The organism is Aquirufa sp. ROCK2-A2 (genome assembly GCF_054558485.1).
Genome location: NZ_JBPXKA010000003.1, coordinates 233,554 through 256,831, shown reverse-complemented (window position 1 = coordinate 256,831; position 23,278 = coordinate 233,554). Strand labels below are relative to the sequence as shown.

Sequence of the window (23,278 nt, the reverse complement as noted above, 5' to 3'; positions counted from 1 at the left end):
AAAAAAATCATTTTTTAACCAAAAATTAGTTCAAATTCAAACCTAAAATTATAGTTTTTGCAATTTTTGATTAAAAATAGATTAAAAATAATACTTAATTTTTAAAATATTGAAAAAGTTAAATTTTTACATTAATGGAGAAATTGATTTATATATGATGGAATTTGGACAAAAAAAAGACTGCCTAAGCAGTCTTTTTTTAATAAAAATATTTTTTTTAATTTTATTCAGCGTGTAACCACGATTTTTTAGCTAACAAAGTTTCGCCATCTTCTTCATGATCAGGATCAGGAACACAGCAGTCGACCGGACAAACTGCCGCACATTGAGGCTCTTCATGGAAACCTGTGCATTCTGTACATTTATCGGGAACGATGTAATAAAATTCCTCAGATACAGGTTCAATGGGGGTTTTGGCATCCATACTGGAACCATCTTCTAATTCTACCTCAGTTAAAGAAGTTCCTCCAGCCCATGTCCATTCTACTCCACCTTCATAAATTGCTGTGTTTGGGCATTCAGGTTCACAAGCCCCACAATTAATACATTCTTCTGTGATAATAATCGCCATAATCTATAATTTAAGACAGGAATTCTATCCTATTTTCTGATTTTTTGTGCAATTTACATACATAATTTTGAATAGTATATATTTTTAACAGACTATTGCAAAATTTTCAGAACTTTGTGTTCATTTTATTTATCGATTTTATCCGCTTTCATGAAAAAAGATTCTTTTATTCAATTGATTCAGTTTTTATCAACTTATTTCACTTCTTCATCTAATGTGGAAAAAATTGAATTATTTATAGATAATGCAAAGAATGAAAATCCTTGGTTTTCAGATCATTTAATTCGAAATGCATTGAATGCCATTCAAGTTCAATTTTTTAATACTGATTCTTGGGAATATTTTTTTAATTCTCAAAAAGATCCTTCTTCTCTCCCAAAATCTGTTGGCTTGATTTTAGCGGGTAATTTGCCAGCTGTTGGTTTACATGATGTATTGATGACTTTGGCCAGTGGACATCGGTGTTTTGTAAAATTGAGTTCTCAAGATAAATCCATCATGCGGATGTTTATGGCCGCAATGAGGGATTTTGATCCTGAAATTCCTGTTCAAGAAGTAGAAAAGGTTTTTGGTTTAGATTGTATTATCGCTACTGGAAGCGATTTTTCTGCCAATTATTTCTCTCAATATTTTAAAAATATTCCTCATATCATTCGAAAAAATCGGACTTCATTGGCGGTATTGGATGGAAATGAATCCTTTTCTGATTTTAAATCCTTAGCGAATGATATTTTCAATTATTATGGTTTAGGCTGTCGAAATGTTTCAAGTATTTTTGTCCCACATGATTTTGATTTAATCCCTTTATTTGATGTTCTAACCTTAGAAAGTTGGGTGCTTGATCATAATAAGTACTCCAATAACTACCAGTACCAACGAACGCTCATGCTTTTAAATCAAATAAAGCATTTTGATTTAGGTAATTTATTGGTTTTGGAAAACGCCGATTTAGTATCACCTGTAGGTGTATTGTACGTTCATCGTTATCAACATATAGATGAAGTAAAGGATTTTTTGGTTTCTCAAGAGGAAAAAATTCAATGCATTGTCACTAGATCGTTAAGCATAGATGGTGTAGTAGATTTTGGTCAAAGTCAACACCCTGCCTTAACAGACTTTGCAGATGGAATTAATTCATATGATTTTTTAGTCGGAATATAAATTGTAAACCAAAGGCGGCAATTAAACCAATCAATGCTCCTGTTAGCACATCAAGTGGATAATGTGCTCCTAAATAAATTCTACTATAAGAAACGAGCGTTGCCCAGACAAGCATGATCCAATACATCTTTCGGTTTTGTGTTAGAAAATAATAAGCAAACGCAAGTCCAAATGAATTGGCTGCATGTGATGAGCAGAAACCAAATTGCCCGCCACAACCGTCGGCTAAATGTATCCAAGATTGGAATTCTTCCACATGGCAGGGTCTTAACCGTTGAAAAAGTGGTTTTAAAACGGAAGAAGATAGTTGATCTGCAGCAACAATGACACTGATTAAGTAAAGGACCGATTTGAAAATGGGTAATTTATTTTTTCGGAATAATTGATAAATAAGAAATAGATAAAATGGAATCCAGACGTATTTATTCGATAATACAATCATCATGGGATCTATTAACTCCGAATGATGTTGATTAATCCATTTAAATAACTCTTTGTCCCAATTTGGCCACATTTTTTTTAGAATTTAAATAAATCTCTAACCCGTGCGATTGTTTTTTCGGCTATCGGTTTTACCTTCTTCTCTCCTTCTTCTAATTTTTCTTCTATGATGGATGGATTTGACATGTAGTAATCAAATTTTTCTCTGGCATCTTTAAAATAGTCCAACATTAATTCATGCAATGCTTGTTTGGCATGCCCATACCCATAACCTCCTTTTAAATAATTCTCTCTCATTTCCTTGATTTGAGCATCATTTGCCATAAGATTGTATAATTTGAATGTTATGTCATCATCTGGATTCTTTGGATCTTCTAATGGCGTTGCATCTGTGACGATTTTTTTAATTTGTTTTAACAGATCTTTTTCAGGTAGGAATATGTCAATGTAGTTGTTCAATGACTTGCTCATTTTTTGGCCATCAATTCCTGGAATGGTCATCACACTTTCATTGATTTGAGCTTCTGGAATAACAAAAACATCTTTTCCTGCTAAGCGATTAACAGTAGATGCCATATCTCTTGTCATTTCAATGTGTTGTCTTTGGTCTTTTCCTACTGGGATAAGTTCTGCATCGTATAATAAGATGTCCGCAGCTTGTAAAACAGGGTACGTAAACAAACCCGCATTTACATCTGCTAGTTTACTGGATTTATCTTTGAAACTATGCGCGTTCGCAAGCATAGGGAATGGCGTAAAGCAGTTTAAATACCACATTAATTCGGTGTGATAAGGAGCTAATTTCGATTGACGGTAGAAATAATTTTTTTCTGTATCAAATCCAAATGCTAACCAAGCCGCCGCAATCGATAATGTGTTATTTCGAATCGTATTTCCATCTTTTAAGCTGGTCAATGTATGTAAATCAGCAATGAAAAGAAAAGAATCATTGCCTGGTTTTTTCGAAAGTTCAACCGCAGGTAAAATGGCGCCCAAGATATTTCCTAAGTGAGGTTTGCCTGAAGATTGTATGCCTGTTAAAATTCGCATGAGATAAAATAAAAATTTTGCAAAAATCACGAAATTCGTTGACAACTCCCAAAACTAATTGCTAGAATTTCTATAAATTCGTTTTTTCAATTTCTTTTTTAATTTTCATGTCCATTTCCCCTAGTTTATTAACTTTTTTAATTGATCTAAAGTCGAATAATACACGAGAATGGTTTGCACAGAATAAGTCGAGATACGATATTGAAAAAAAAACTTTTGATGCTTTGATTATTGATTTAATTCATGAATTCAAAGATTTTGAAAATATGGATGGAGTGCAATTGAAGGATTGCTCCTATCGTATTTACAAGGACGTCCGGTTTTCCAAAGATAAATTACCTTATAAGACCTGGTTTTCAGCAAGTTTCTCTGAGGGAGGAAGGAAATCTGGTTTAATGGATTATTATTTACACATTGAACCTGGAAATAAATCCTTTATCGGAGGAGGAATGTATGCCCCTACTCCGGAACAATTATTGAAATTCCGACAAGAAATTGATTACAATGCCAAAGTGTTGAAGGATATCATTTATTCTCCTGCATTTAAATTGTGTTTTGGAGAAGAGGAAGGTGAATCTTTAAAAAATGCACCCAAAGGATTTGAAAAAGATCATGAAGATGTTTATTTATTGAAAAAAAAGCAATTGTTTTTTTGGCATAAATTTACTGATAATGAAGTGACTAGTTCTGAATTTATACCCCGTTTAATGGAATCGGCTAAGTTATTAAAGCCATTTTTGGATTATTTAAATGCGGCTTTTTTTGACAAAGAATTTTAATAAATAACAAATATGCAGTTTTCTCATTTGCACAACCATTCACAATTTTCATTGTTGGATGGTGCGTCTAAAATATCTTCTATGTTCAAAAAAGCAAAAGCTGATCATATGCCAGCGGTTGCTATTACTGATCATGGTAATATGTTTGGCGCATTTCAATTTGTGGCAGAGGCTGGGAAACATGGTGTAAAACCCATTGTGGGTTGCGAGTTTTATTTGGTTGAAAACAGGCATAAACAAGCATTTACCAAAGAACAAAAAGATAAAAGGTACCATCAGTTGTTTTTAGCAAAAAATGCTGAAGGATATCAAAACTTGGTCAAGTTATGTTCTTTGGGATTTATGGAAGGGATGTATTCTAAATATCCTCGAATCGATAAGGAACTTGTTTTAAAATACCATAAAGGTTTAATTGCGACGACCTGTTGTTTAGGAGCAAGTGTTCCTCAAGCCATTCTTCGTTCGGGTGAAGATGAAGCTGAAAAAGAGTTTAAATGGTGGTTGGATTTGTTTGGGGAAGATTATTACATTGAAGTTCAAAACCACCATATTCCTGAACAGCAGACGGTTAATGAAGTATTAGTGAGGTTTGCCAAAAAATACAATGTCAAGATCATTGCTTCTAATGACAGCCATTATTTGGACCAAAAAGATGCCAATGCGCATGATATTTTATTATGTATCAATACGGGCGAAAAACAGGCCACTCCTACTTATAAAGATATTGAAGGCGATTTTGATATGAAAGGCAAACGTTTTGCTTTTTATAATGATCAATTTTACTTTAAAACTACGGCTGAAATGACTCAGCTTTGGTCACATATCCCGGAATCGATCGACAATACCAATGAAATTGTTGGCAAAGTAGATACATTGGAATTGAAGAAAGATGTTTTACTCCCCAATTTTCAAATACCAAAGACTTTTTTGACTCAAGATGATTTTTTGGAACATCTTACCTGGGAAGGAGCCAAAAAACGTTATGTGGATATCGATCAAATTGTTGAAGAAAGAATTAAGTTCGAATTGCATACCATTCGAACTATGGGTTTTGCCGGCTATTTCTTAATTGTGGCTGATTTTATCAATGCAGGTAAAGAATTAGGTGTTTATGTAGGACCAGGTCGTGGTTCTGCCGCAGGTTCAGTGGTAGCTTATTGTCTAGGCATCACAAATATTGATCCGATTAAATATAATTTACTTTTTGAGCGTTTTTTAAATCCTGATCGAAAATCATTGCCCGATATTGATACGGATTTTGATGATGAAGGTCGACAAAAGGTGATTGATTATGTAGTTGATAAATATGGTCGAAATCAGGTTGCTCATATTGCAACCTATGGAACCATGGCGGCTAAAATGTCCTTAAAAGACGTTGCTAGGGTGTTGGATTTACCCCTTTCTGAGTCGAATGCTTTGGCAAAATTAGTACCAGATAAACCCAAAATTTCCTTGGAAAGAGTGGTGAATGCCCCTTTAACGGGTGAAGGAAGTTTATCTGATAAGGAGAATTTAAGCTCAGATGAATTAGAGCAGGTGAAGCAATTACGAGAAATCAATGCTCAAGGTGGTCTTGCTTCTCGTGTGATTGAGTCGGCATTGATTTTGGAAGGCTCCGTTCGTGGCACGGGAATTCACGCGGCCGGAATCATTATTGCACCCAATGACTTAACGGAAATTTTACCAGTCGCCACCTCCAAAGATGTTAATTTATTGATTACACAATTTGATGGCTCGGTCATTGAAAGTGCTGGAGTTATCAAAATGGACTTTTTGGGCTTAAAAACCTTGTCTATTTTAAAGGAGGCTGTTCGGTTAATTAAGCAAAATCATAATGAAGTCATTATCCTTGATGATTTGCCTTTGGACGATGCAAAAACCTTTGAATTATATCAAAAAGCTGAGACCAATGGAACATTTCAGTTTGAATCTCCGGGAATGCAAAAACATTTACGAGATTTAAAACCTGATCAGTTTTCGGATTTAATTGCCATGAATGCCCTGTTTAGACCAGGGCCAATGGTTTATATTCCGAATTACATTGCTCGTAAACATGGCCGTGAAAAAATCGAATACGATGTTCCTGCCATGGAAGAATATTTAAGTGATACCTATGGAATTACCGTTTATCAAGAACAGGTAATGCTTTTATCTCAAAAATTGGCCAATTTCACCAAAGGTGATGCGGATGTTTTGAGAAAAGCCATGGGTAAAAAAGATAAGGCAACCATCGATAAAATGAAAGGAAAATTCATGGATGGTGGTCAAGCAAACAATCACCCTGCCGATCGATTGGAAAAAATTTGGACCGACTGGGAAGCGTTTGCGCAGTATGCTTTTAATAAATCACACTCAACCTGTTATGGCTTAGTAGCTTATCAAACAGGTTATTTAAAAGCCAATTACCCACCCGAATACATGTCGGCGGTACTTTCTAATTCATTGGGCAACATTGAAAAGATTACCTTTTTTATGGACGAGTGCAAACGAATGGGTTTGGATTTGTTGGTACCCGATGTAAATGAATCTTCTCGTTCTTTTGAGGTGAATAAAAAAGGCCAAATTCGATTTGGAATGGGGGCTATAAAAGGTGTTGGTGAAGCAGCTGTTGAGGCGATTGTAGAAGAAAGAAATAAAAATGGCGAGTATAAGGATATTTTTGATTTTGTTTCCCGAGTAAATATCCGACAAGTAAATAAAAAAAGTATGGAATCATTGGCCTATGCTGGTGCTTTTGATTGTTTTACCGATATTCCAAGATCGCATTATTTTCACATAGATCAAGAGGGAACAAGTTTTATTGAGAAAATTGCTCGTTATGCGGCAAAAATGGCAGAATTGAAAGCTTCTGCTAGTCAATCCCTTTTTGGCGAGTTAGGCGCTGGAACAGGTAATGATATCGCAAAACCTAAAACCCCTACAATCGAGCAATGGTCTGTTATGGAGCAATTGAAGAATGAAAAAGAGGTAGTAGGAGTCTATATTTCCGGGCATCCATTGGATGAATATGAATTGGAAATTAAAAACTTTTGTAATTCCTCTATCGCACAATTGGATTCAAGACCGAATAGTGTACAGTCCATAGCCGGAATCGTTACCAAGGTAACTGTACGAACCGCCGGAAACGGAAATCAATTTATGATTTTTGTATTGGAAGATTATACGGGTAATCATGAGTTTGCTTTGTTTGCAAAGGATTACATTGAATTTGAGCGATTTATTGCGGTAGATAGGTTATTATTTATTCAGGGAGTCTACAAATTAAAGAATTCCTATTCCGATCAAATGGCATTTAAAATCCAGTCCATTGAATTGTTATCTGAAATTTTAACAGAAAGAACCAAAGAGTTGAAACTTTCTTTTAGTTTAAGACGTTTAGATCAAGAACTTTTAGGACAATTATCAAAAACATTGGATAACCACAAAGGGAATAAGAAATTAACAATAGAGGTTTTTGATGAGGAGGAGAAAATTCAATTGGAATTTTTGTCAAGAAAGACGCAAGTAAATATTGGCAAAAAATTGATTTCAGAACTTGGAGAAATGGAGGCTGTTCAGGTAAAGTTGATCTCTTAAATATTTGAGTTTTAATTTATTATAAATTGTAATTTATATCTTAATTTTGTTTTTTTAAAATATTAATAATCATGGGAAAATACGTAGAGGCAACAGATGCCAATTTTCAAGAGCTTATCGGCTCTGATACACCAGTTTTAGTTGATTTTTGGGCTGAATGGTGTGGACCTTGTAAAATGATTGGACCAATCGTTGAAGAATTGGCGGGAGAAGTTGAAGGTCAAGCGATAGTTGCAAAAATGAATGTAGATTTAAATTCAGCAGTTCCTGCATCTTTAGGTATTCGTTCAATCCCAACTTTGATGGTTTTCAAAAATGGAGAAATGAAAGAAAGATTGGTAGGTGGAAATATTCCGAAATCAGTTTTGGCGGAAACTTTATTGAAACACGCTTAAATAGTTGATTTTTCAATTTTATCAATAGCTTGTAACAAAATGTTGCAAGCTATTTTTATTTCCTCTTCTGTTATGACCAAAGGTGGTGCAATTCTTAAAGAATTATCGCAAAATAAAAACCAATCTGTAATTAAACCCATCTGAATACATTCATCGATGATGGATTTAACAGTTTTGAAATCATCGAATTCTACCGCTATCATCAATCCAATACCCCGAATTTCTCTAATCATTGGATGTTTTAAATAGTCCTTAAAGAGATTTCCTTTCTGATTCGCATCTTCGATATATTTATTCTCCATTAGAATTTCTAGTGTAGCCAAGGAGGCTGCACAACTAACCGGATGCCCGCCAAAGGTAGTTATATGACCTAAAACAGGTTGGTGAGTAAGTGTGTGCATTATTTTTTCTGAGGATATAAAGGCCCCCAAAGGCATTCCTCCGCCCATTCCTTTGGCAGTCAATAAAATATCAGGTTCAATATCGGTTGCTTGATACGCCCAAAAGGTACCTGTTCGCCCGAAGCCTGTTTGGATTTCATCAATGATTAACAAAGTACCTGTTTCGGTACATTTGTCTCTTAAAGCTTGAAAATAGGATTTTTCTGCCAACCTCACTCCTGCTTCTCCGGCGACAATTTCAATGACAACAGCTGCTGTTTGAGTCGTTATTTCACTTAAATCTTGGTTATTTCCATGTCGAATATGTTTAATACCGGGAATTAAAGGTCGAAAGCTATTTTTAAAATTCTCATCGCCGGCCAATGATAAAGCACCTTGAGTGGCACCATGATAGGCATTCAAGCAAGAAATGATTTCGGTTTTTCCCGTATATCGTTTGGCCAATTTCATTGCTCCTTCCACCGCTTCAGTACCGGAATTGGTAAAATAGACTTGATTTAGGATTTCACTTTTGGTTGATTTAATTAAAGCTTTAGCCAATTGAACTTGAGGACCTTGAATATATTCACCGTAGACCATCAGGTGCATATAAGAATCTACTTGATCTTTGATGGCTTGAACAACTTTTGGATGCCTGTGACCCACATTTGAAACCGCTATTCCAGAAATGAGATCGATATACGATTTTCCTGCATGGTCGTATAGATAGATATGTTCCGCTTTGACTATTTCAAGCGCAAGGGGTGCATCTGAAGTTTGAGCTATGTGATTTAAAAAAAGTTGACGATGTGATATATTCATTGAACACAAATTTATTAATATTCCTTAAATAAAGTTAAAAAGCCTTCAATACTTATTTTTGACCTTTTGTCAAAGACTGGAATTTACTTTCTTTGCTAACTTTAAAAATTCTTAATTTTAAATATGAGAAAATATCTAATCGCCGGCCTACTGATCAATTTGATTTCACTTAGTGTTTATTCTCAAAGTATTAAAGGACTGGTAAAAGATTCCAAAGGTGAAATTTTACCTTTTGCCACAATTTGGATTCAAAATCTAAATAAAGGTACGATTGCTAATGAAAACGGGCAATATCAATTTGTTTTAGGCCCTGGAGACCATCAAGTTGTTTTTCGATTTTTGGGATTCGCTCCCAAAACGGTGTCCATTCATTTCAATAAAGGTGATGAAGATAAGGAGTTGAATATTGTCTTGGTGGAACAAGCCGTTACTTTACAGGATGTCAAAGTTGGTGGACTTAAAGAAGATCCAGCCATTGGTATCATGCGTAGAATGATTTCTATGGCACCTTTTCATTTGAAAGAAGTTTCAAGTTATTCAGCACGAGCCTATGTAAAGGGCGTTGGAAAAATTAATTCTATGTCAAAAATTATCAAATGGGCTGTCGGGAAGCAAATGGAAAAAGATGCTGGCATAAAAGTGGGTACCACTTACATGCTGGAAGGGGTCAATCAAATTAATTTTCAAAAACCGAATAAAATTCAAGAGAAGGTTATTTCCAATCGAAATAATTTACCTGCTCAATTGAGAGATGGGGCCTTGAATCTGCGCGTGGCCCAAACAAATTTTTATAAACCGAGAGTTTGGAGTGGAATCATTTCTCCTGTAGCTCCCAATGCATTTAGTTTCTATCAATTTTCTTATTTAGGTAGTTTTAAATTGAATGATTTGACGATCAGTAAAATTCGAGTAATGCCAAAAGCTTTATCGGATGATTTATTTGACGGAACCATTAATGTCGTGGAAGATACATGGTCTATTTATTCGTTTAATTTGAATTTTAAGTCTTCCAATGCCCAGATCAACTTTCAGCAGCAGAATGCTCAATTTTATGGGGTTTGGATGCCGATTAATTATGATGTTCGGACCAATTTTAATGTAATGGGTATTGAGGCTAATTTTAGTTATGTAACTCAAATTAAAGAATACAACATTAAAGTAGATCCTGCTTTTGTAGTTAAGCCTCAAATTATTGAAGAAAGATTAGAAAAATCGTTGGCAAAGGAAATTGACAAGGAAAAAATAAAATCCTTCAAAGATGCAAAAACAGCTATTTCTGGTGATATAACCAGAAAGAAATTGAAAAAAGCTTTAAAAACTATTGAAAAAGCGGAAGAGAAAGAAATTGAAGAAAAAGAAGGAACTGTATTTGAATCTGAATATGATTTTGAAGTAGATTCGTTGGCTAATTTGAAATCGGAAGATTTTTGGACTCAGGAACGTCAGGTCCCTCTTACAAATGAAGAAAAATTGGCTTATAAGAAGGCCGACAGTTTATATATCGCTGGAGCAAAAAAAAGAACAGAGGATTCATTAAATCGATTACCGATCTTTAAATGGTCTCAAATAATTACCGGAAAGGTATATGATTTTCGTAAGAAAGACATTGGTAAACGAATTAGTATTACGGGCATATCCTATGATTTCAATGCAGTGAATGGCAATACATGGAAGTACGGATTTGAATATTTGAATCAATTTAAAGAACAAAATTCTTTAAAATTCTTCGGCGATCTTAAATGGGCAGCTCAAAGAGAGGTTTTGAATGGAGAATTTGGGATGGAAAGGACTTTTCAAAATGGTCGGCAATTTATTTCAGCAAAATTGGGAAATAGTTTGAAGCAAATCAATAGTACTTTCCCTATTTCGGATCGCCTAAATAGTTTTTATTCGTTCTTTTTGAATCAAAATTTTGCCAAATATTACCAAAAGGAATTCGTCAATGTCGAATATCGAAATCGGATCAGCTCTAATTTTTTATTGTTTTTTGAAGGGGAATTTAGAAATCGTAGCGCTGTAAGTAATTCTGTGGAACAAGGTGTATTTAAGAATTACGACAAATTCACTCCGAATGTTGCCATAAATTTAGAAAATCAGAACACCACTTTTTCGAATGATCAACAAGTTTATTTGAAAGGAATGATTCAATGGCAACCCAATGCTACGTTTCGTCGATACAATAAAAATGTCTATTTGAATAATTCTAGAGGTTTAATTTTCCGTCTGAGTTATGCTCAGGCCCTACTGGATAATCCCTTTAAATCAGTTGAATTGTCTGTTACGAATCGTTTGAATTTGAATAGATTAGGTGATTTCAGGTATCAGCTTTCCGCTACTCAATTTATTGAAAAACCCAATAGTTTTCTAGACTATACACATTTTAAGGGTAATGAAATCATCTTTACCTCCCGTTTTGATTTTGGTTTTAAAGCCCTTCCTTATTACTTATACAGTACTTCAGGGACTTCAGTACGGGGTCATTTTACTTGGGAACCTAGAAAATTTGCATTAACACAGTTGGATGCTTTGTATATGTATGGCTTAAGGGAGTCATTTACGTATAATGCGCTTTATTCCAAAAATGTGGTTGGAAATAAATATTACCATGAAATATCTTATGGATTAGATGGTATTGGTGGCATATTAGGACTTGATCTAGTCTATCCCATGGGAAATTGGGTTCCTGAAAAGTTTAAACTACTTATTAGGGTTCCTTTTTAATTGTTTTTCGGCAAAAATATCTTATTTTCGTGCTAAATTTTTTTGATATATTATCATACTTAAATACCCTTTTAAAAAATTACATTTATGGATTCAATTGTTTACTTAGTTCCTGCTTTTGGTATAGTGGGTTTGTTGTACACAGCATGGAAGTTTAGCTGGGTGTCGAAGCAAGATGCTGGAAATGACACAATGAAAGAGTTATCAGGATATATTGCTGATGGAGCTATTGCATTTTTAAAGGCAGAATGGAAAATTTTAGCCTATTTTGCTATACCAACAGCTATATTATTAGCTTGGTTAGGTAGTCAAGAAGGTCCTAATTTTCACTCATCTCCTCTTATTGCTGTTGCATTTTTAATTGGTGCATTATTTTCAGCAACTGCTGGTTATATTGGAATGATTGTCGCAACAAAAGCGAATGTTCGTACTGCGGAAGCGGCTAGAACTTCCTTAGCGAAGGCATTAAATGTTTCATTTACTGGAGGTTCAGTAATGGGAATGGGAGTTGCAGGTTTAGCTATTTTAGGTTTAGGTGGTTTGTTTATTACATTCTATCAAATTTTTGCGGCAGGAAAAGCATTAACTTCTGATGAAATGAAGACGGCAATTGAAGTATTAGCTGGTTTCTCTTTAGGTGCAGAATCGATTGCTTTATTTGCACGTGTTGGTGGAGGTATTTATACCAAAGCGGCTGACGTAGGTGCTGATTTAGTTGGTAAAGTAGAAGCTGGTATTCCAGAGGACGATGTTCGTAACCCGGCAACTATCGCTGATAACGTCGGAGATAACGTAGGTGATGTAGCTGGTATGGGTGCCGATTTGTTTGGATCTTATGTGGCTACGATTTTGGCTACCATGGTACTGGGTCAAGAAATCTCAGTAACTGATAATTATGGTGGATTTTCTCCGGTATTATTACCGATGTTAATCGCTGGTGTTGGTTTATTAGCTTCATTGGTTTCCACATTCTTTGTTCGTATTAATAGTGAAACAGCTTCTGTTCAAAACGCTTTGAACTTAGGTAATTATGCATCTATTTTAATTACGTTTGTTACTTCTTACTTTTTAGTGAAGAATATTTTACCTGAAACGTTGGTTTTACGTGGATTTGAATTTTCATCGATGGATGTATTTTATTCCATTATAGTTGGTTTAATCGTTGGAACATTGATGTCCATCATCACTGAATATTATACTGCAATGGGCAAACGTCCTGTAGATTCAATCGTTCAAAAATCAGGTACAGGTCATGCCACCAATATTATTGGAGGTTTAGCGGTAGGAATGGAATCAACAGTATTACCAATTTTGGTATTAGCTGCTGGTATTTATTTCTCTTACTTTTTTGCTGGTATTTATGGTGTGTCAATCGCTGCAGCAGGTATGATGGCTACTACGGCCATGCAATTAGCCATTGATGCCTTTGGTCCTATCGCGGATAATGCAGGTGGTATTGCAGAGATGTCTCAATTACCAAGTGAGGTTCGTGAACGTACAGATAATTTAGATGCTGTAGGAAATACAACTGCTGCGACTGGAAAAGGATTTGCGATTGCATCTGCAGCCTTGACTTCATTAGCTTTATTTGCAGCGTTTGTTGGTATTTCTGGTATTACACAAATTGACATTTATAAAGCAGACGTTTTAGCAGGTTTATTTGTTGGAGGTATGATTCCTTTCATTTTTTCAGCATTGTGTATTTCAGCGGTTGGTAAAGCTGCCATGGAAATGGTAAACGAAGTTCGTCGTCAATTCCGTGAAATTCCAGGTATTATGGAATACAAAGCAAAACCAGAATATGAGAAATGTGTTGCTATTTCTACAGAAGCATCCATTAAACAAATGATTTTACCAGGTGCAATTGCTTTATCTGTTCCAGTAATTGTTGGTTTTATTATGGGGCCAGAGGTTTTAGGAGGTTTATTGGCAGGTGTAACAGTTTCAGGTGTTTTGATGGGAATTTTCCAATCGAATGCTGGTGGAGCTTGGGATAATGCGAAGAAGTCTTTTGAAAAAGGCGTAATCATTGATGGTGAAACGTATAAAAAAGGTTCAGAGCCTCACAAGGCTGCTGTAACTGGTGATACAGTTGGAGATCCATTTAAAGATACTTCAGGTCCATCTATGAACATCTTGATCAAATTGATGTCGATTGTTTCTTTGGTTATTGCTCCTTATATCGCAGTAAATTCTGGTACACATACTTCTGCGAAAATGGTGAAAGCTCCAATTGTTAAAGTAATTGCTAAAAAATAATTGATTCTTAGGGGAATTTAATTCGTTAAATTTCCCTAATATTATTGAGCAACAAAAAAACCACCAATTGGTGGTTTTTTTGTTGTCTATCAGAAAAGATAATCCTTGAAGATTAATTAAGCTAATTTACCTCTTAATGCTCTTGGAATATCGATTGTTGCTACTGGATTTGACATTGGATTTAAAATCTCACATCCTTCAACAGATAATTTATTTACTTTAACTGTTTGACCTAGATCTAATCCAGAAATATCAGCAGTTACATAATCAGGAATATTTTCAGCTAAACCTTTCAAAGTTACTTTACGTAATTTTTGAACCATTTTACCCCCTTTAATTACACCTGGAGAATTTCCAATTATTTTAATAGGTACGGCAATTTTGATTGGTTTGTTTGCTTGGATTTCCAAGAAATCCACATGAAGAATCATTTCATTTACTGGGTGAAATTGCGCATCTTGTAAGATAGCACGGTATTTGTCACCTTCAATGTTCAATTCAACTTCATAAACGTCTGCTGAGTATAATAATTCACGGAAAAGAATCATTGGTACAGCAAAGTGTACTTGCTCTTTTCCACCATATAATACGCAAGGAGCTAAAGCTTCAGTACGCAAGTCTTTTGCGCCTTTAGTTCCGAGATTCGCTCTTTTATACCCTACAATCTCTAATTTTTTCATTTTGTTTTTGTTAATGTTTCTAGTCTTTCACTCAACAAAGGTTATCCCCTAAAAACGGTTGAAATTAATATTTAATAAATAATGAACTGATAGATTCGTGATCTCTAATTCTTCCAATTGCTTTGGCAAATAATTCAGCCACAGAAAGAACTTTAATTTTGTCACACGCTTGTTTTTGAGGAATGGTATCAGTTACTAATAATTCAGTTAAAACAGAATTAGAAATGTTTTCATACGCATTACCTGATAAAACGGGGTGTGTAACTACTGCCCTTACTGACTTCGCTCCTTTTTCCATGATTAATTGAGCGGCTTTGCATAAAGTACCACCTGTATCAATTAAATCATCTACTAAGATGACGTCAGCACCTTCTACATTTCCAATTAATTGCATAGAGGCAATTTCATTGGCGCGTTTACGGTGTTTATCGCAAATAACCATTTCTGCATTGAAGAATTTCGCCATATTTCTTGTACGAACTACTCCTCCTACATCTGGAGATGCAAAAATGATTTTTTCTAAATTCAATGATTTTAAATAAGGTACAAAAATCGCATTTCCTTCCAAGTGGTCTACTGGGAAATCCATAAAACCCTGGATTTGACCTGCGTGTAAATCAATCGTCATTAAACGATCTGCACCAGCAGCGGTTAACAAATTTGCGATTAATTTGGCTCCAATACCAACTCTTGGACGATCTTTTCTATCTTGACGAGAATATCCAAAATAAGGCATGACAGCTGTTACATAATGAGCAGATGCACGTCTTGCCGCATCAATCATCAATAACAATTCCATTAAATTGTCTGAAGTCGGAAATGTTGATTGAATAATAAATACATCACATCCACGAACCGACTCATCAAAGCTTGGTGACATTTCTCCATCGGAGAATCTTAATGTGGTAGCAGCACCTAAATCTTTTCCGTAATACTTAGCAATTTCTTTCGCTAAATAATTCGAAGCTGAACCTGAAAAAATTTTTACTGCATTGATGGCTGCCATGATAAATTTTAGAAATGATTAATTTTTAAAAATTAAGGTGCAAAACTAATCAATTTTGCACCTTAAAACAATTTTGAACTTATTTTACTGATGCTCTAATGATATTTAATGCACCACCTGCCTTAAACCATTCGATTTGTTGAGCGTTGTAGGTATGGTTAACAAGAAAGCTATCTTTTGAACCATCAGCATGTAACAATTCAATGGTTAATGGTTTTTCAGGTGCAAATGATCCTAATCCAAGAATACTAATCGAATCATTTTCTTGAATTTTATCATAATCAGCATCGTTGGTAAATGTTAAGGCCAACATACCTTGTTTTTTCAAATTGGTTTCGTGAATACGTGCAAAAGATTTTACTAATACTGCACGAACACCTAAATGGCGTGGCTCCATAGCTGCGTGTTCACGTGATGAACCTTCACCATAATTGGTATCTCCTACTACGATGGTTCCAATTCCAGCTGCCTTGTAGGCTCTTTGAGTTGCTGGAACAGCACCATATTCTCCAGTTAATTGATTCTTTACATTATCCGTTTTGTCATTGAAGAAATTGACAGCACCGATTAACATGTTATTGGAGATGTTATCCAAGTGACCTCTGTATTTTAACCAAGGTCCTGCCATGGAAATATGATCAGTTGTACATTTTCCTTTAGCCTTGATTAATAATTTTAATCCAGATAAGTCAGTGCCTTCCCAAGCTGCAAATGGGTCTAATAATTGCAAACGATCTGAAGTTGTTGATACTTTTACTTGAACGCCTGAACCATCTTCCGCTGGTGCTTGGTATCCTGCATCTTCTGCAGCAAAACCTTTTTGTGGTAATTCATCTCCTGTTGGAGCATCCAATTTAACTTGCTCACCTTTTTCGTTGGTAAGAGTGTCCGTTAAAGGGTTGAATGTTAAATCCCCGGCAATGGCTAGAGCGGTTACCATTTCTGGTGAGGCTACAAACGCAAATGTATTTGGGTTACCATCTGCGCGTTTTGCAAAGTTTCTATTGAATGAGTGTACAATGGTGTTTTTCTCTGCTTTTTCTGCACCTGGTCTTGCCCATTGTCCGATACATGGTCCACATGCATTAGAGAATACGGTTGCACCGATAGTATTGAATGTATCAATAAATCCATCTCTTTCGATGGTATATCTTACCAATTCAGAACCTGGTGTAATGGTGAATTGTGCTTTCGTTTTTAAACCTTTTGCTGCCACTTGTTTAGCCAAAGAGGCTGCACGTGCAATATCTTCATAAGAAGAGTTGGTGCAAGAACCAATTAATCCAACTTCTACTTTCGTTGGCCAACCATTCTTTTCGGCTAATTCCTTCATTTTAGAAATTGGCGTAGCCAAATCTGGAGTGAATGGACCATTCAAATGTGGTTCTAATGTATCTAAATCGATTTCGATTACTTGATCAAAATAAGCTTCTGGATTTGCATAAACCTCAGGATCGGCTGTTAAGTGCTCACGAACTTGATCTGCCATGGCAGCTACATCCGCACGTCCTGTAGATTGTAAATATCTTGACATTGAATCATCGTAACCGAATGTTGAGGTAGTAGCACCAATTTCTGCACCCATGTTGCAAATCGTACCTTTACCTGTACAAGACATCGATGTGGCTCCTTCACCAAAATATTCCACCACACAGCCAGTTCCACCTTTCACCGTTAAAATTCCAGCTACCGTTAAAATAACATCTTTAGGAGATGTCCAACCGTTTAATTTACCTTTTAATTTAATACCAATCAATTTTGGAAATTTCAATTCCCAAGCAAGTCCTGCCATTACATCACATGCATCTGCTCCACCTACACCAATAGCAATCATTCCTAAACCACCAGCATTTACCGTATGTGAATCAGTACCAATCATCATTCCACCTGGAAATGCGTAGTTTTCTAAAACTACTTGGTGGATAATTCCAGCACCTGGTTTCCAAAATCCAATTCCGTACTTGTCGGATACCGAAGATAAGAAATCATAAACTTCTTTATTTTTATCAACAGCTACTTGTAAATCTGTCGTTGAAGAAACTTTCGCTTCAATTAAATGGTCACAATGTACAGTTGATGGAACAGCAACCTGAGGACGACCCGCTTGCATAAATTGCAACAAGGCCATTTGAGCTGTTGCATCCTGCATGGCAACGCGATCAGGAGCAAAGTCTACATAAGAAGCACCACGGGTAAAAGTGGAAGAAGGAGTTCCTTCCCACAAATGACTGTAAAGAATTTTTTCTGTCAATGTAAGCGGTTTGCCAGTTAATGCTCTTGCCGCAGCAATGCGAGCGGGCATCCGGTCATAAACAGCTTTAATCATTTCTATGTCAAAGGCCATATTAAATTGTGTTATTGGTAAAAATGTATGCAAAATTAATAGATTCGTAATTACTTTTTGTCACTTTTTGTAAATATCCTTTCCTTTGTATTCATATTTCATAAATTACATGTGTCAAATAGAAATATTTAACTTTTTTTATGGATTATTTTACTAATAGTTGATCTTGAAATAATTTGTACCGACTTCGTTTACTATTTTTCTTGTTATTCAATTTGACTTTCGTTCAAATTTCATCGGCACAAAAGTCGAAATTAGATTCGATTATTTCCAAATCTCTATTAAAATCATCTGAACACTCTACTTTACTCAAAAATTTTAAATTTAAAGTGATTGTTTCTGAAAAATCACGTTTAACGGATATTTTAGGAGTTGGGGAAAAACGATTGGAAAGAATTGAAGGTGTTCGGGAAAATCAATGGTATGGACATAATACTATTTCAGAAGTTTATGCCAAAGAGCTAAATCAAAGTATTCATGAAATTCAGAAAATCGAATTATTGAATAAAAAGTCAGCGAATCCAACCTTGTTCTTTTGGCCCGATTTTTACCAAGATATTGTCGGTCCTAACTGCATTTCACCACTCAATTATCAAGCACAACTTTATTACGATTATCATTTTCAAAAAGATACCCTCATTCAAGGACAAAAAGGTTATTCTTATGAGGTTTTGCCCCAAAAGAAATTAGATCGATTATTCAGTGGACAAATTATTGTAAGTTCTGATGGATCGTTGATTTATGCTAATTTGTCGGTTTTTGCGGATGCTTTAAATTATCAATTGGAATTTAAACACCAATTTTCAATGAATCAATGGTTACCTTTGGAAGGCAAAATTCAGGTTTCAGGTGGATTACTTGGTAATAATGGTGAATTTGTTCTTCATGAAAAAGTGATTGGTCAACCCGAAGAATGGAAAAATCAAGAATCCAATTTATTGGGCATTGAAACGAAAGAAAAATTAAATATTGCTGAAAGGGCCTTTGATGAAGTATATGTATCTCAATTATTAGGAAATCTACATAATTCCATGATTTTGAAATGGAAAGATCGCCCCCAAACCGGATTCACAACAATTGATTCTGTTCGGAAAACAAATGATTTTCGGATGGAAAATAGCATTCAACAAAATTTAGAATTCTTTGATTTATCTCCAGGCTATTCTTCTCAAAATCTACCAATAGCCTATTATGAACCTGTTAGAAAGGCTCCATTGGCTTGGCAAGATATTTTATTCAGTAGATCCTTTTATTTTGGACAAATGAAAAAGGATTTTTATCCGTATGAAATTTATTACAAGGCTCCTATATTCGATACGAACTTTAATACGGTCGAGGGATTCGTCTCCAATACTGCCTTAGTGTTTAGAAAAAGATGGGCTCGATACCATTTTATTGAAACGGAGGTTTTAGGGCGTCGCTCCTATTTACTCAATCGAAATACAGGATATATCAAATTGAGATATAAAACAGAAAAATTTGACATACAATTAACCAAAGGTGATTTTGTGGCTCAATACAATTCAGATAATACCATTTCTCCTGAAATGAATTCCTTATCGACTTTGTTATTGAAAAATAATCAAATGAAAATTTATCGCAAGGATTATTGGTCATTGTACTGGATTAATCGGATTTCGTCTAGTTGGTTTTTCAAGGGAAATGCAGAATTGGCGGATCGCAGTCAGATGGATAATATTTCTGATTATTATTGGATTAATTATTTAGGTAGAAAATTTACCTCTAACAATCCAACCAATGCAGAGTATTCCACAGAAGGATTTGACAATCATCGGGCATTTACTACGCAATTTACATTGGGTTTTCGTCCTTTTTTAGATCATGCCTATGAGGACAATGAAAGAATTAACAATTGGGGAAGTTCTCCCTTGATTTTATTGAAATATCGAGCAGGATGGCCTGAAATATTTGGGTCAACGACGGATTTTAATCATGTTGAATTATCATATATACAAAATGTGTCGGTTTCTCCTTGGGTAAAATTAGGATTAGTAGTGAATACAGGTACATTTTGGGGGAAAAATCCGAAATATTTTATCGATTACAAACATTTTAATGGAAATGTGAATTTGATTCAAGCCAGTGATATGCTAGCATCCCATCGTTTGGTTGGATATTATCAAAATTTCACTTTGGGCTCCAACCAACGCTTAAATGTGAATCATTATGCCAATAGTACGGCTGGAAATTATTTAGAGGCCTTATCGTTTTTGCAATTCACCAATTTATGGTTGAAACCAGCTTTGGGTATCAAACAATCCTTTATCAAAGAAGTATTAATCGCCAATGTGGTTTGGGTTCAAAATCAAAAGTTATTGTACCGCGAAATAGGATATGGCTTGGATGGTATATTTAAGGTCTTGCGTTTAGAAGCTATTGCTAGTTTTAACAATGCTCAATTTAGTTACATCGGCTTGCGATTGAATATTAATTCACGAATTAGAGTTGGAAATGTCCCAGAATAATATCTGTTAATTGATTTTTTTTAAAGCTTTTAAAGCTTTTTTGTACAAATTGTTTTTAAGCAAGTATATTTGGGGTCAGTTTTTGAAATTTAAAATTTATACATAAGAATGGCAAAAAATTTAGTCATCGTTGAGTCACCTGCAAAAGCAAAAACAATTGAAGGTTATTTGGGAAAGGATTTTGTAGTGAAGTCTTCATTTGGACACGTTAGGGATTTACCGACTAAAGGTGATAAAGTTATCGACATTGACAATGACTTCACTCCTACTTATGTCATTTCTCCAGATAAAACAAAGGTAATTTCGGAGCTAAAATCATTAGCAAAGTCATCTGAAGAAGTATGGTTAGCGACGGACGACGACCGTGAGGGAGAATCGATTTCTTGGCACTTAAAAGAGGCTTTGGGATTAAAAGACAATACCAAACGTATTGTTTTCAGAGAGATCACGAAATCAGCCATACAAAATGCGATTACTAATCCACGAACCATCGATATGGATTTGGTGAATGCGCAGCAGGCACGAAGAATCATGGATCGTTTGATCGGTTTTGAGCTTTCACCTGTTCTTTGGTCCAAAGTTCAAAAAGGTCTATCTGCTGGTCGTGTACAATCTGTAGCAGTTCGTCTTATTGTAGAAAGGGAAAAAGAAATTGAAAAATTTGATAGTGTTGGAACTTATAAAATTGTTGCATTATTTGATTTACCTGGTAAAAAGGTTTTAAAGGCTGAATTGCCCAAAAATTTTACGACAGAAAATGATGCTTTGGAATTTTTGAAAAAATGTGTTTCTGCTGATTTTTTTATCAAAAATTTGGAAACAAAGCCTGCTAAAAAAACACCAGCCCCACCCTTTACCACATCAACTTTACAACAAGAGGCTTCTCGTAAACTAGGTTTTGCTGTCGCAACGACTATGTCAATTGCTCAAAAATTATATGAATCAGGTCGTATATCCTATATGAGAACGGATTCTACGAGCTTATCACAAGAAGCAAGAGATAAGGCAAAAAGTGCTATAGAAAGCGCTTATGGGGCTAAGTTTCATCATTCTCGACAATTCAAAACCAAAAGTGAAAATGCTCAAGAAGCTCACGAAGCCATTCGTCCGACTGATTTTGAGGTTAGTACCCTATCAGGAGATGCGCGTGAAAGACGTTTGTATGAATTGATTTGGAAAAGAGCGATTGCTTCTCAAATGGCGGATGCTCAGATAGAAAGAACCGTTGCACAAATTGGTATTTCTAGTACATCTGAATTATTGATCGCGCAAGGTGAAGTAGTCACTTTTGAGGGTTTTTTAAAGGCATATTTAGAAAGTAAAGATGATGAGGATGATGAGGAGAATAAAGATATGTTGCCACCATTGGCGATCGGTCAAGCATTGGATTTACAAGAATTAAAAGCGCAAGAGCGTTTTTCAAGAGCAGCTCCTAGGTATACTGAAGCTAGTTTAGTAAAAGCATTGGAAGAGAAAGGAATTGGTCGTCCTTCTACCTATGCGCCTACTATCTCGACGATCATTAAACGTGCTTATGTGGTTAAAGAGGATCGTGCAGGAAAAGATCGTGAATTTCAAACTTGGTTGCTGAAAAACAATGAAATAGTTGGTGAAAAAAATACGGAAATAGTTGGTACCGAAAAGGCAAAATTATTTCCTACACATATTGGTACTTTAGTGACAGATTTCTTGGTTGACAATTTTGAAGAAGTTGTTGATTATAAATTCACAGCCGATATGGAAGATGAGTTTGATAATATTGCGAAAGGTAAATTATCATGGACTCAAATGATGAAGAGTTTTTACGGTAATTTTCATCAAACCATCGTAGATAGTAAATCCATCAATAGAAGTAGTGTCGGCGGAGGAAGAGAATTGGGTATAGATCCGAAGACTGGGAAGAAAATTTCTGTCCGTCTTGGGAAATTTGGTCCATTTGTCCAGTTGGGTGAGTCTGGAGAAGAAGAAAAACCGGTTTTTGCTAATTTATCCAAAGATCAATCGATTAGTAGTTTAACTTTTGAGCAAGCTATATTATTATTAGAAAGGCCAAAATTGCCAAGAGAAATAGGTATTTATGAAGATTCTGCCTTGGTAATCGGTGCTGGTAAATTAGGCCCTTACATCAAGCATAATGGTAAATTTACGAGTTTACCTGAATCAGAAGATCCTTTTACGATTGAAATGGATGCTGCAATTGCAGTTTTAAAGGCAGCACATGTGGCAGCAGAAGCAGAAGGCCTGGGATATTTTGAAGATGAATTGATTTCAACAGGAAAAGGAAGATTTGGGCCTTATGTTAAACATTATGGGAAATATTATTCATTGGGTAAAACCGATAGTTTAACCTCTATCACACAAGAACGTGCAGTTGAAATAATATTAGCCAAGCGAAATTTAGAAGCTAATAAATTCATCAAGGAATTTGCTGAAAATGAGCAAGTTAAAGTGGTTAATGGAATGTATGGTCCGTATATTCAGATTGGAAAAAGGAATGTTAAAATACCGAAGGATAAAGATCCAGCAGCATTAACGTTGGAACAATGTTTGGAACTTGGTGAACAAGCTCCAGCGACAAAAAAAACACGAAAAAAATAAAGATTAAAA

15 protein-coding genes are annotated in these 23,278 nt (G+C 35.2%); 8 read left to right on the top strand and 7 right to left on the bottom strand.

Annotated features, from left to right (window positions below):
• Positions 1 to 223: 223 nt before the first annotated feature.
• Positions 224 to 571, bottom strand: a complete 348-nt coding sequence (locus tag V7S76_RS06620) for a 4Fe-4S dicluster domain-containing protein (protein ID WP_459509273.1) — start codon at positions 569 to 571, stop codon at positions 224 to 226.
• A 150-nt stretch (positions 572 to 721) separates the two neighbouring features.
• Between V7S76_RS06620 and V7S76_RS06615 the strand changes: the two genes are divergently transcribed.
• Positions 722 to 1,732: an acyl-CoA reductase gene (locus V7S76_RS06615; protein WP_459509272.1), complete on the top strand. Its 1,011-nt coding sequence runs from the start codon at positions 722 to 724 to the stop codon at positions 1,730 to 1,732.
• Here the strand turns inward: V7S76_RS06615 and V7S76_RS06610 are convergent.
• Entirely contained in the window at positions 1,701 to 2,246 is a 546-nt protein-coding gene (locus tag V7S76_RS06610) for a phosphatase PAP2 family protein (protein ID WP_459509271.1), read from the bottom strand. The genes V7S76_RS06615 and V7S76_RS06610 overlap by 32 nt on opposite strands.
• A 5-nt stretch (positions 2,247 to 2,251) precedes the next feature.
• Positions 2,252 to 3,223 (bottom strand): tryptophan--tRNA ligase, encoded by a 972-nt coding sequence (gene trpS / locus V7S76_RS06605; RefSeq protein WP_459509270.1) that lies wholly within the window; start codon positions 3,221 to 3,223, stop codon positions 2,252 to 2,254.
• Between the two features lie 107 nt (positions 3,224 to 3,330).
• Between trpS and V7S76_RS06600 the strand changes: the two genes are divergently transcribed.
• The 3 genes from V7S76_RS06600 to trxA all read left to right on the top strand — a co-directional run bounded on the left by V7S76_RS06600 (position 3,331) and on the right by trxA (position 7,973).
• Positions 3,331 to 4,002 (top strand): DUF2461 domain-containing protein, encoded by a 672-nt coding sequence (locus V7S76_RS06600; RefSeq protein ID WP_459509269.1) that lies wholly within the window; start codon positions 3,331 to 3,333, stop codon positions 4,000 to 4,002.
• Between the two features lie 12 nt (positions 4,003 to 4,014).
• The gene (dnaE, locus tag V7S76_RS06595) at positions 4,015 to 7,578 is read left to right on the top strand and encodes a DNA polymerase III subunit alpha (protein ID WP_459509268.1); all 3,564 of its coding nucleotides are present in this window, start codon (positions 4,015 to 4,017) and stop codon (positions 7,576 to 7,578) included.
• Positions 7,579 to 7,649: 71 nt separating this feature from the next.
• Positions 7,650 to 7,973, top strand: coding sequence for a thioredoxin (trxA, locus tag V7S76_RS06590; protein WP_459488826.1), 324 nt, complete (start codon positions 7,650 to 7,652; stop codon positions 7,971 to 7,973).
• Here trxA and V7S76_RS06585 read toward each other — a convergent pair.
• On the bottom strand, positions 7,970 to 9,175 hold the full coding sequence (locus V7S76_RS06585) for an aspartate aminotransferase family protein (protein ID WP_459509267.1): 1,206 nt from the start codon (positions 9,173 to 9,175) through the stop codon (positions 7,970 to 7,972). The two genes, trxA and V7S76_RS06585, sit on opposite strands and share 4 nt — an antisense overlap.
• Positions 9,176 to 9,298: 123 nt before the next feature.
• Here V7S76_RS06585 and V7S76_RS06580 point away from each other — a divergent pair, with 123 nt between their 5' ends.
• The gene (locus tag V7S76_RS06580; protein ID WP_459509266.1) at positions 9,299 to 11,896 is read left to right on the top strand and encodes a DUF5686 and carboxypeptidase regulatory-like domain-containing protein; all 2,598 of its coding nucleotides are present in this window, start codon (positions 9,299 to 9,301) and stop codon (positions 11,894 to 11,896) included.
• An 87-nt stretch (positions 11,897 to 11,983) separates the two neighbouring features.
• Positions 11,984 to 14,155, top strand: a complete 2,172-nt coding sequence (locus V7S76_RS06575; RefSeq protein WP_459509265.1) for a sodium-translocating pyrophosphatase — start codon at positions 11,984 to 11,986, stop codon at positions 14,153 to 14,155.
• 116 nt (positions 14,156 to 14,271) lie between these two features.
• On the opposite strand, the gene V7S76_RS06570 is transcribed toward V7S76_RS06575, so the two are convergent.
• From V7S76_RS06570 to V7S76_RS06560, 3 genes are all read right to left on the bottom strand, one after another.
• Positions 14,272 to 14,835 carry a 50S ribosomal protein L25/general stress protein Ctc gene (locus V7S76_RS06570; RefSeq protein WP_459509264.1) on the bottom strand — a complete coding sequence of 188 codons (564 nt, stop codon included), beginning with the start codon at positions 14,833 to 14,835 and terminating at the stop codon, positions 14,272 to 14,274.
• 64 nt (positions 14,836 to 14,899) lie between these two features.
• Positions 14,900 to 15,841: a ribose-phosphate pyrophosphokinase gene (locus V7S76_RS06565; RefSeq protein WP_459488831.1), complete on the bottom strand. Its 942-nt coding sequence runs from the start codon at positions 15,839 to 15,841 to the stop codon at positions 14,900 to 14,902.
• 79 nt (positions 15,842 to 15,920) lie between these two features.
• A complete protein-coding gene (locus V7S76_RS06560; RefSeq protein WP_459509263.1) occupies positions 15,921 to 18,185 on the bottom strand; it encodes an aconitate hydratase in 2,265 nt (754 codons plus the stop codon).
• A gap of 215 nt (positions 18,186 to 18,400) precedes the next feature.
• On the opposite strand from V7S76_RS06560, the gene V7S76_RS06555 reads away from it, so the two are divergent.
• On the top strand, positions 18,401 to 20,671 hold the full coding sequence (locus V7S76_RS06555) for a DUF5686 family protein (protein WP_459509262.1): 2,271 nt from the start codon (positions 18,401 to 18,403) through the stop codon (positions 20,669 to 20,671).
• 108 nt (positions 20,672 to 20,779) lie between these two features.
• Positions 20,780 to 23,269 (top strand): type I DNA topoisomerase, encoded by a 2,490-nt coding sequence (gene topA / locus V7S76_RS06550; protein WP_459509261.1) that lies wholly within the window; start codon positions 20,780 to 20,782, stop codon positions 23,267 to 23,269.
• The last annotated feature ends 9 nt before the right edge of the window (positions 23,270 to 23,278 follow it).

Coding starts and splice junctions, on each gene's coding strand:
- V7S76_RS06620 (WP_459509273.1), bottom strand. CDS start 571: ATGGCGATTATTATCACAGAAGAATGTATTAATTGTGGGGCTTGTGAA.
- dnaE (WP_459509268.1), top strand. CDS start 4,015: ATGCAGTTTTCTCATTTGCACAACCATTCACAATTTTCATTGTTGGAT.
- trpS (WP_459509270.1), bottom strand. CDS start 3,223: ATGCGAATTTTAACAGGCATACAATCTTCAGGCAAACCTCACTTAGGA.
- V7S76_RS06575 (WP_459509265.1), top strand. CDS start 11,984: ATGGATTCAATTGTTTACTTAGTTCCTGCTTTTGGTATAGTGGGTTTG.
- V7S76_RS06580 (WP_459509266.1), top strand. CDS start 9,299: ATGAGAAAATATCTAATCGCCGGCCTACTGATCAATTTGATTTCACTT.
- V7S76_RS06615 (WP_459509272.1), top strand. CDS start 722: ATGAAAAAAGATTCTTTTATTCAATTGATTCAGTTTTTATCAACTTAT.
- V7S76_RS06610 (WP_459509271.1), bottom strand. CDS start 2,246: ATGTGGCCAAATTGGGACAAAGAGTTATTTAAATGGATTAATCAACAT.
- trxA (WP_459488826.1), top strand. CDS start 7,650: ATGGGAAAATACGTAGAGGCAACAGATGCCAATTTTCAAGAGCTTATC.
- V7S76_RS06570 (WP_459509264.1), bottom strand. CDS start 14,835: ATGAAAAAATTAGAGATTGTAGGGTATAAAAGAGCGAATCTCGGAACT.
- V7S76_RS06600 (WP_459509269.1), top strand. CDS start 3,331: ATGTCCATTTCCCCTAGTTTATTAACTTTTTTAATTGATCTAAAGTCG.
- V7S76_RS06560 (WP_459509263.1), bottom strand. CDS start 18,185: ATGGCCTTTGACATAGAAATGATTAAAGCTGTTTATGACCGGATGCCC.
- topA (WP_459509261.1), top strand. CDS start 20,780: ATGGCAAAAAATTTAGTCATCGTTGAGTCACCTGCAAAAGCAAAAACA.
- V7S76_RS06585 (WP_459509267.1), bottom strand. CDS start 9,175: ATGAATATATCACATCGTCAACTTTTTTTAAATCACATAGCTCAAACT.
- V7S76_RS06565 (WP_459488831.1), bottom strand. CDS start 15,841: ATGGCAGCCATCAATGCAGTAAAAATTTTTTCAGGTTCAGCTTCGAAT.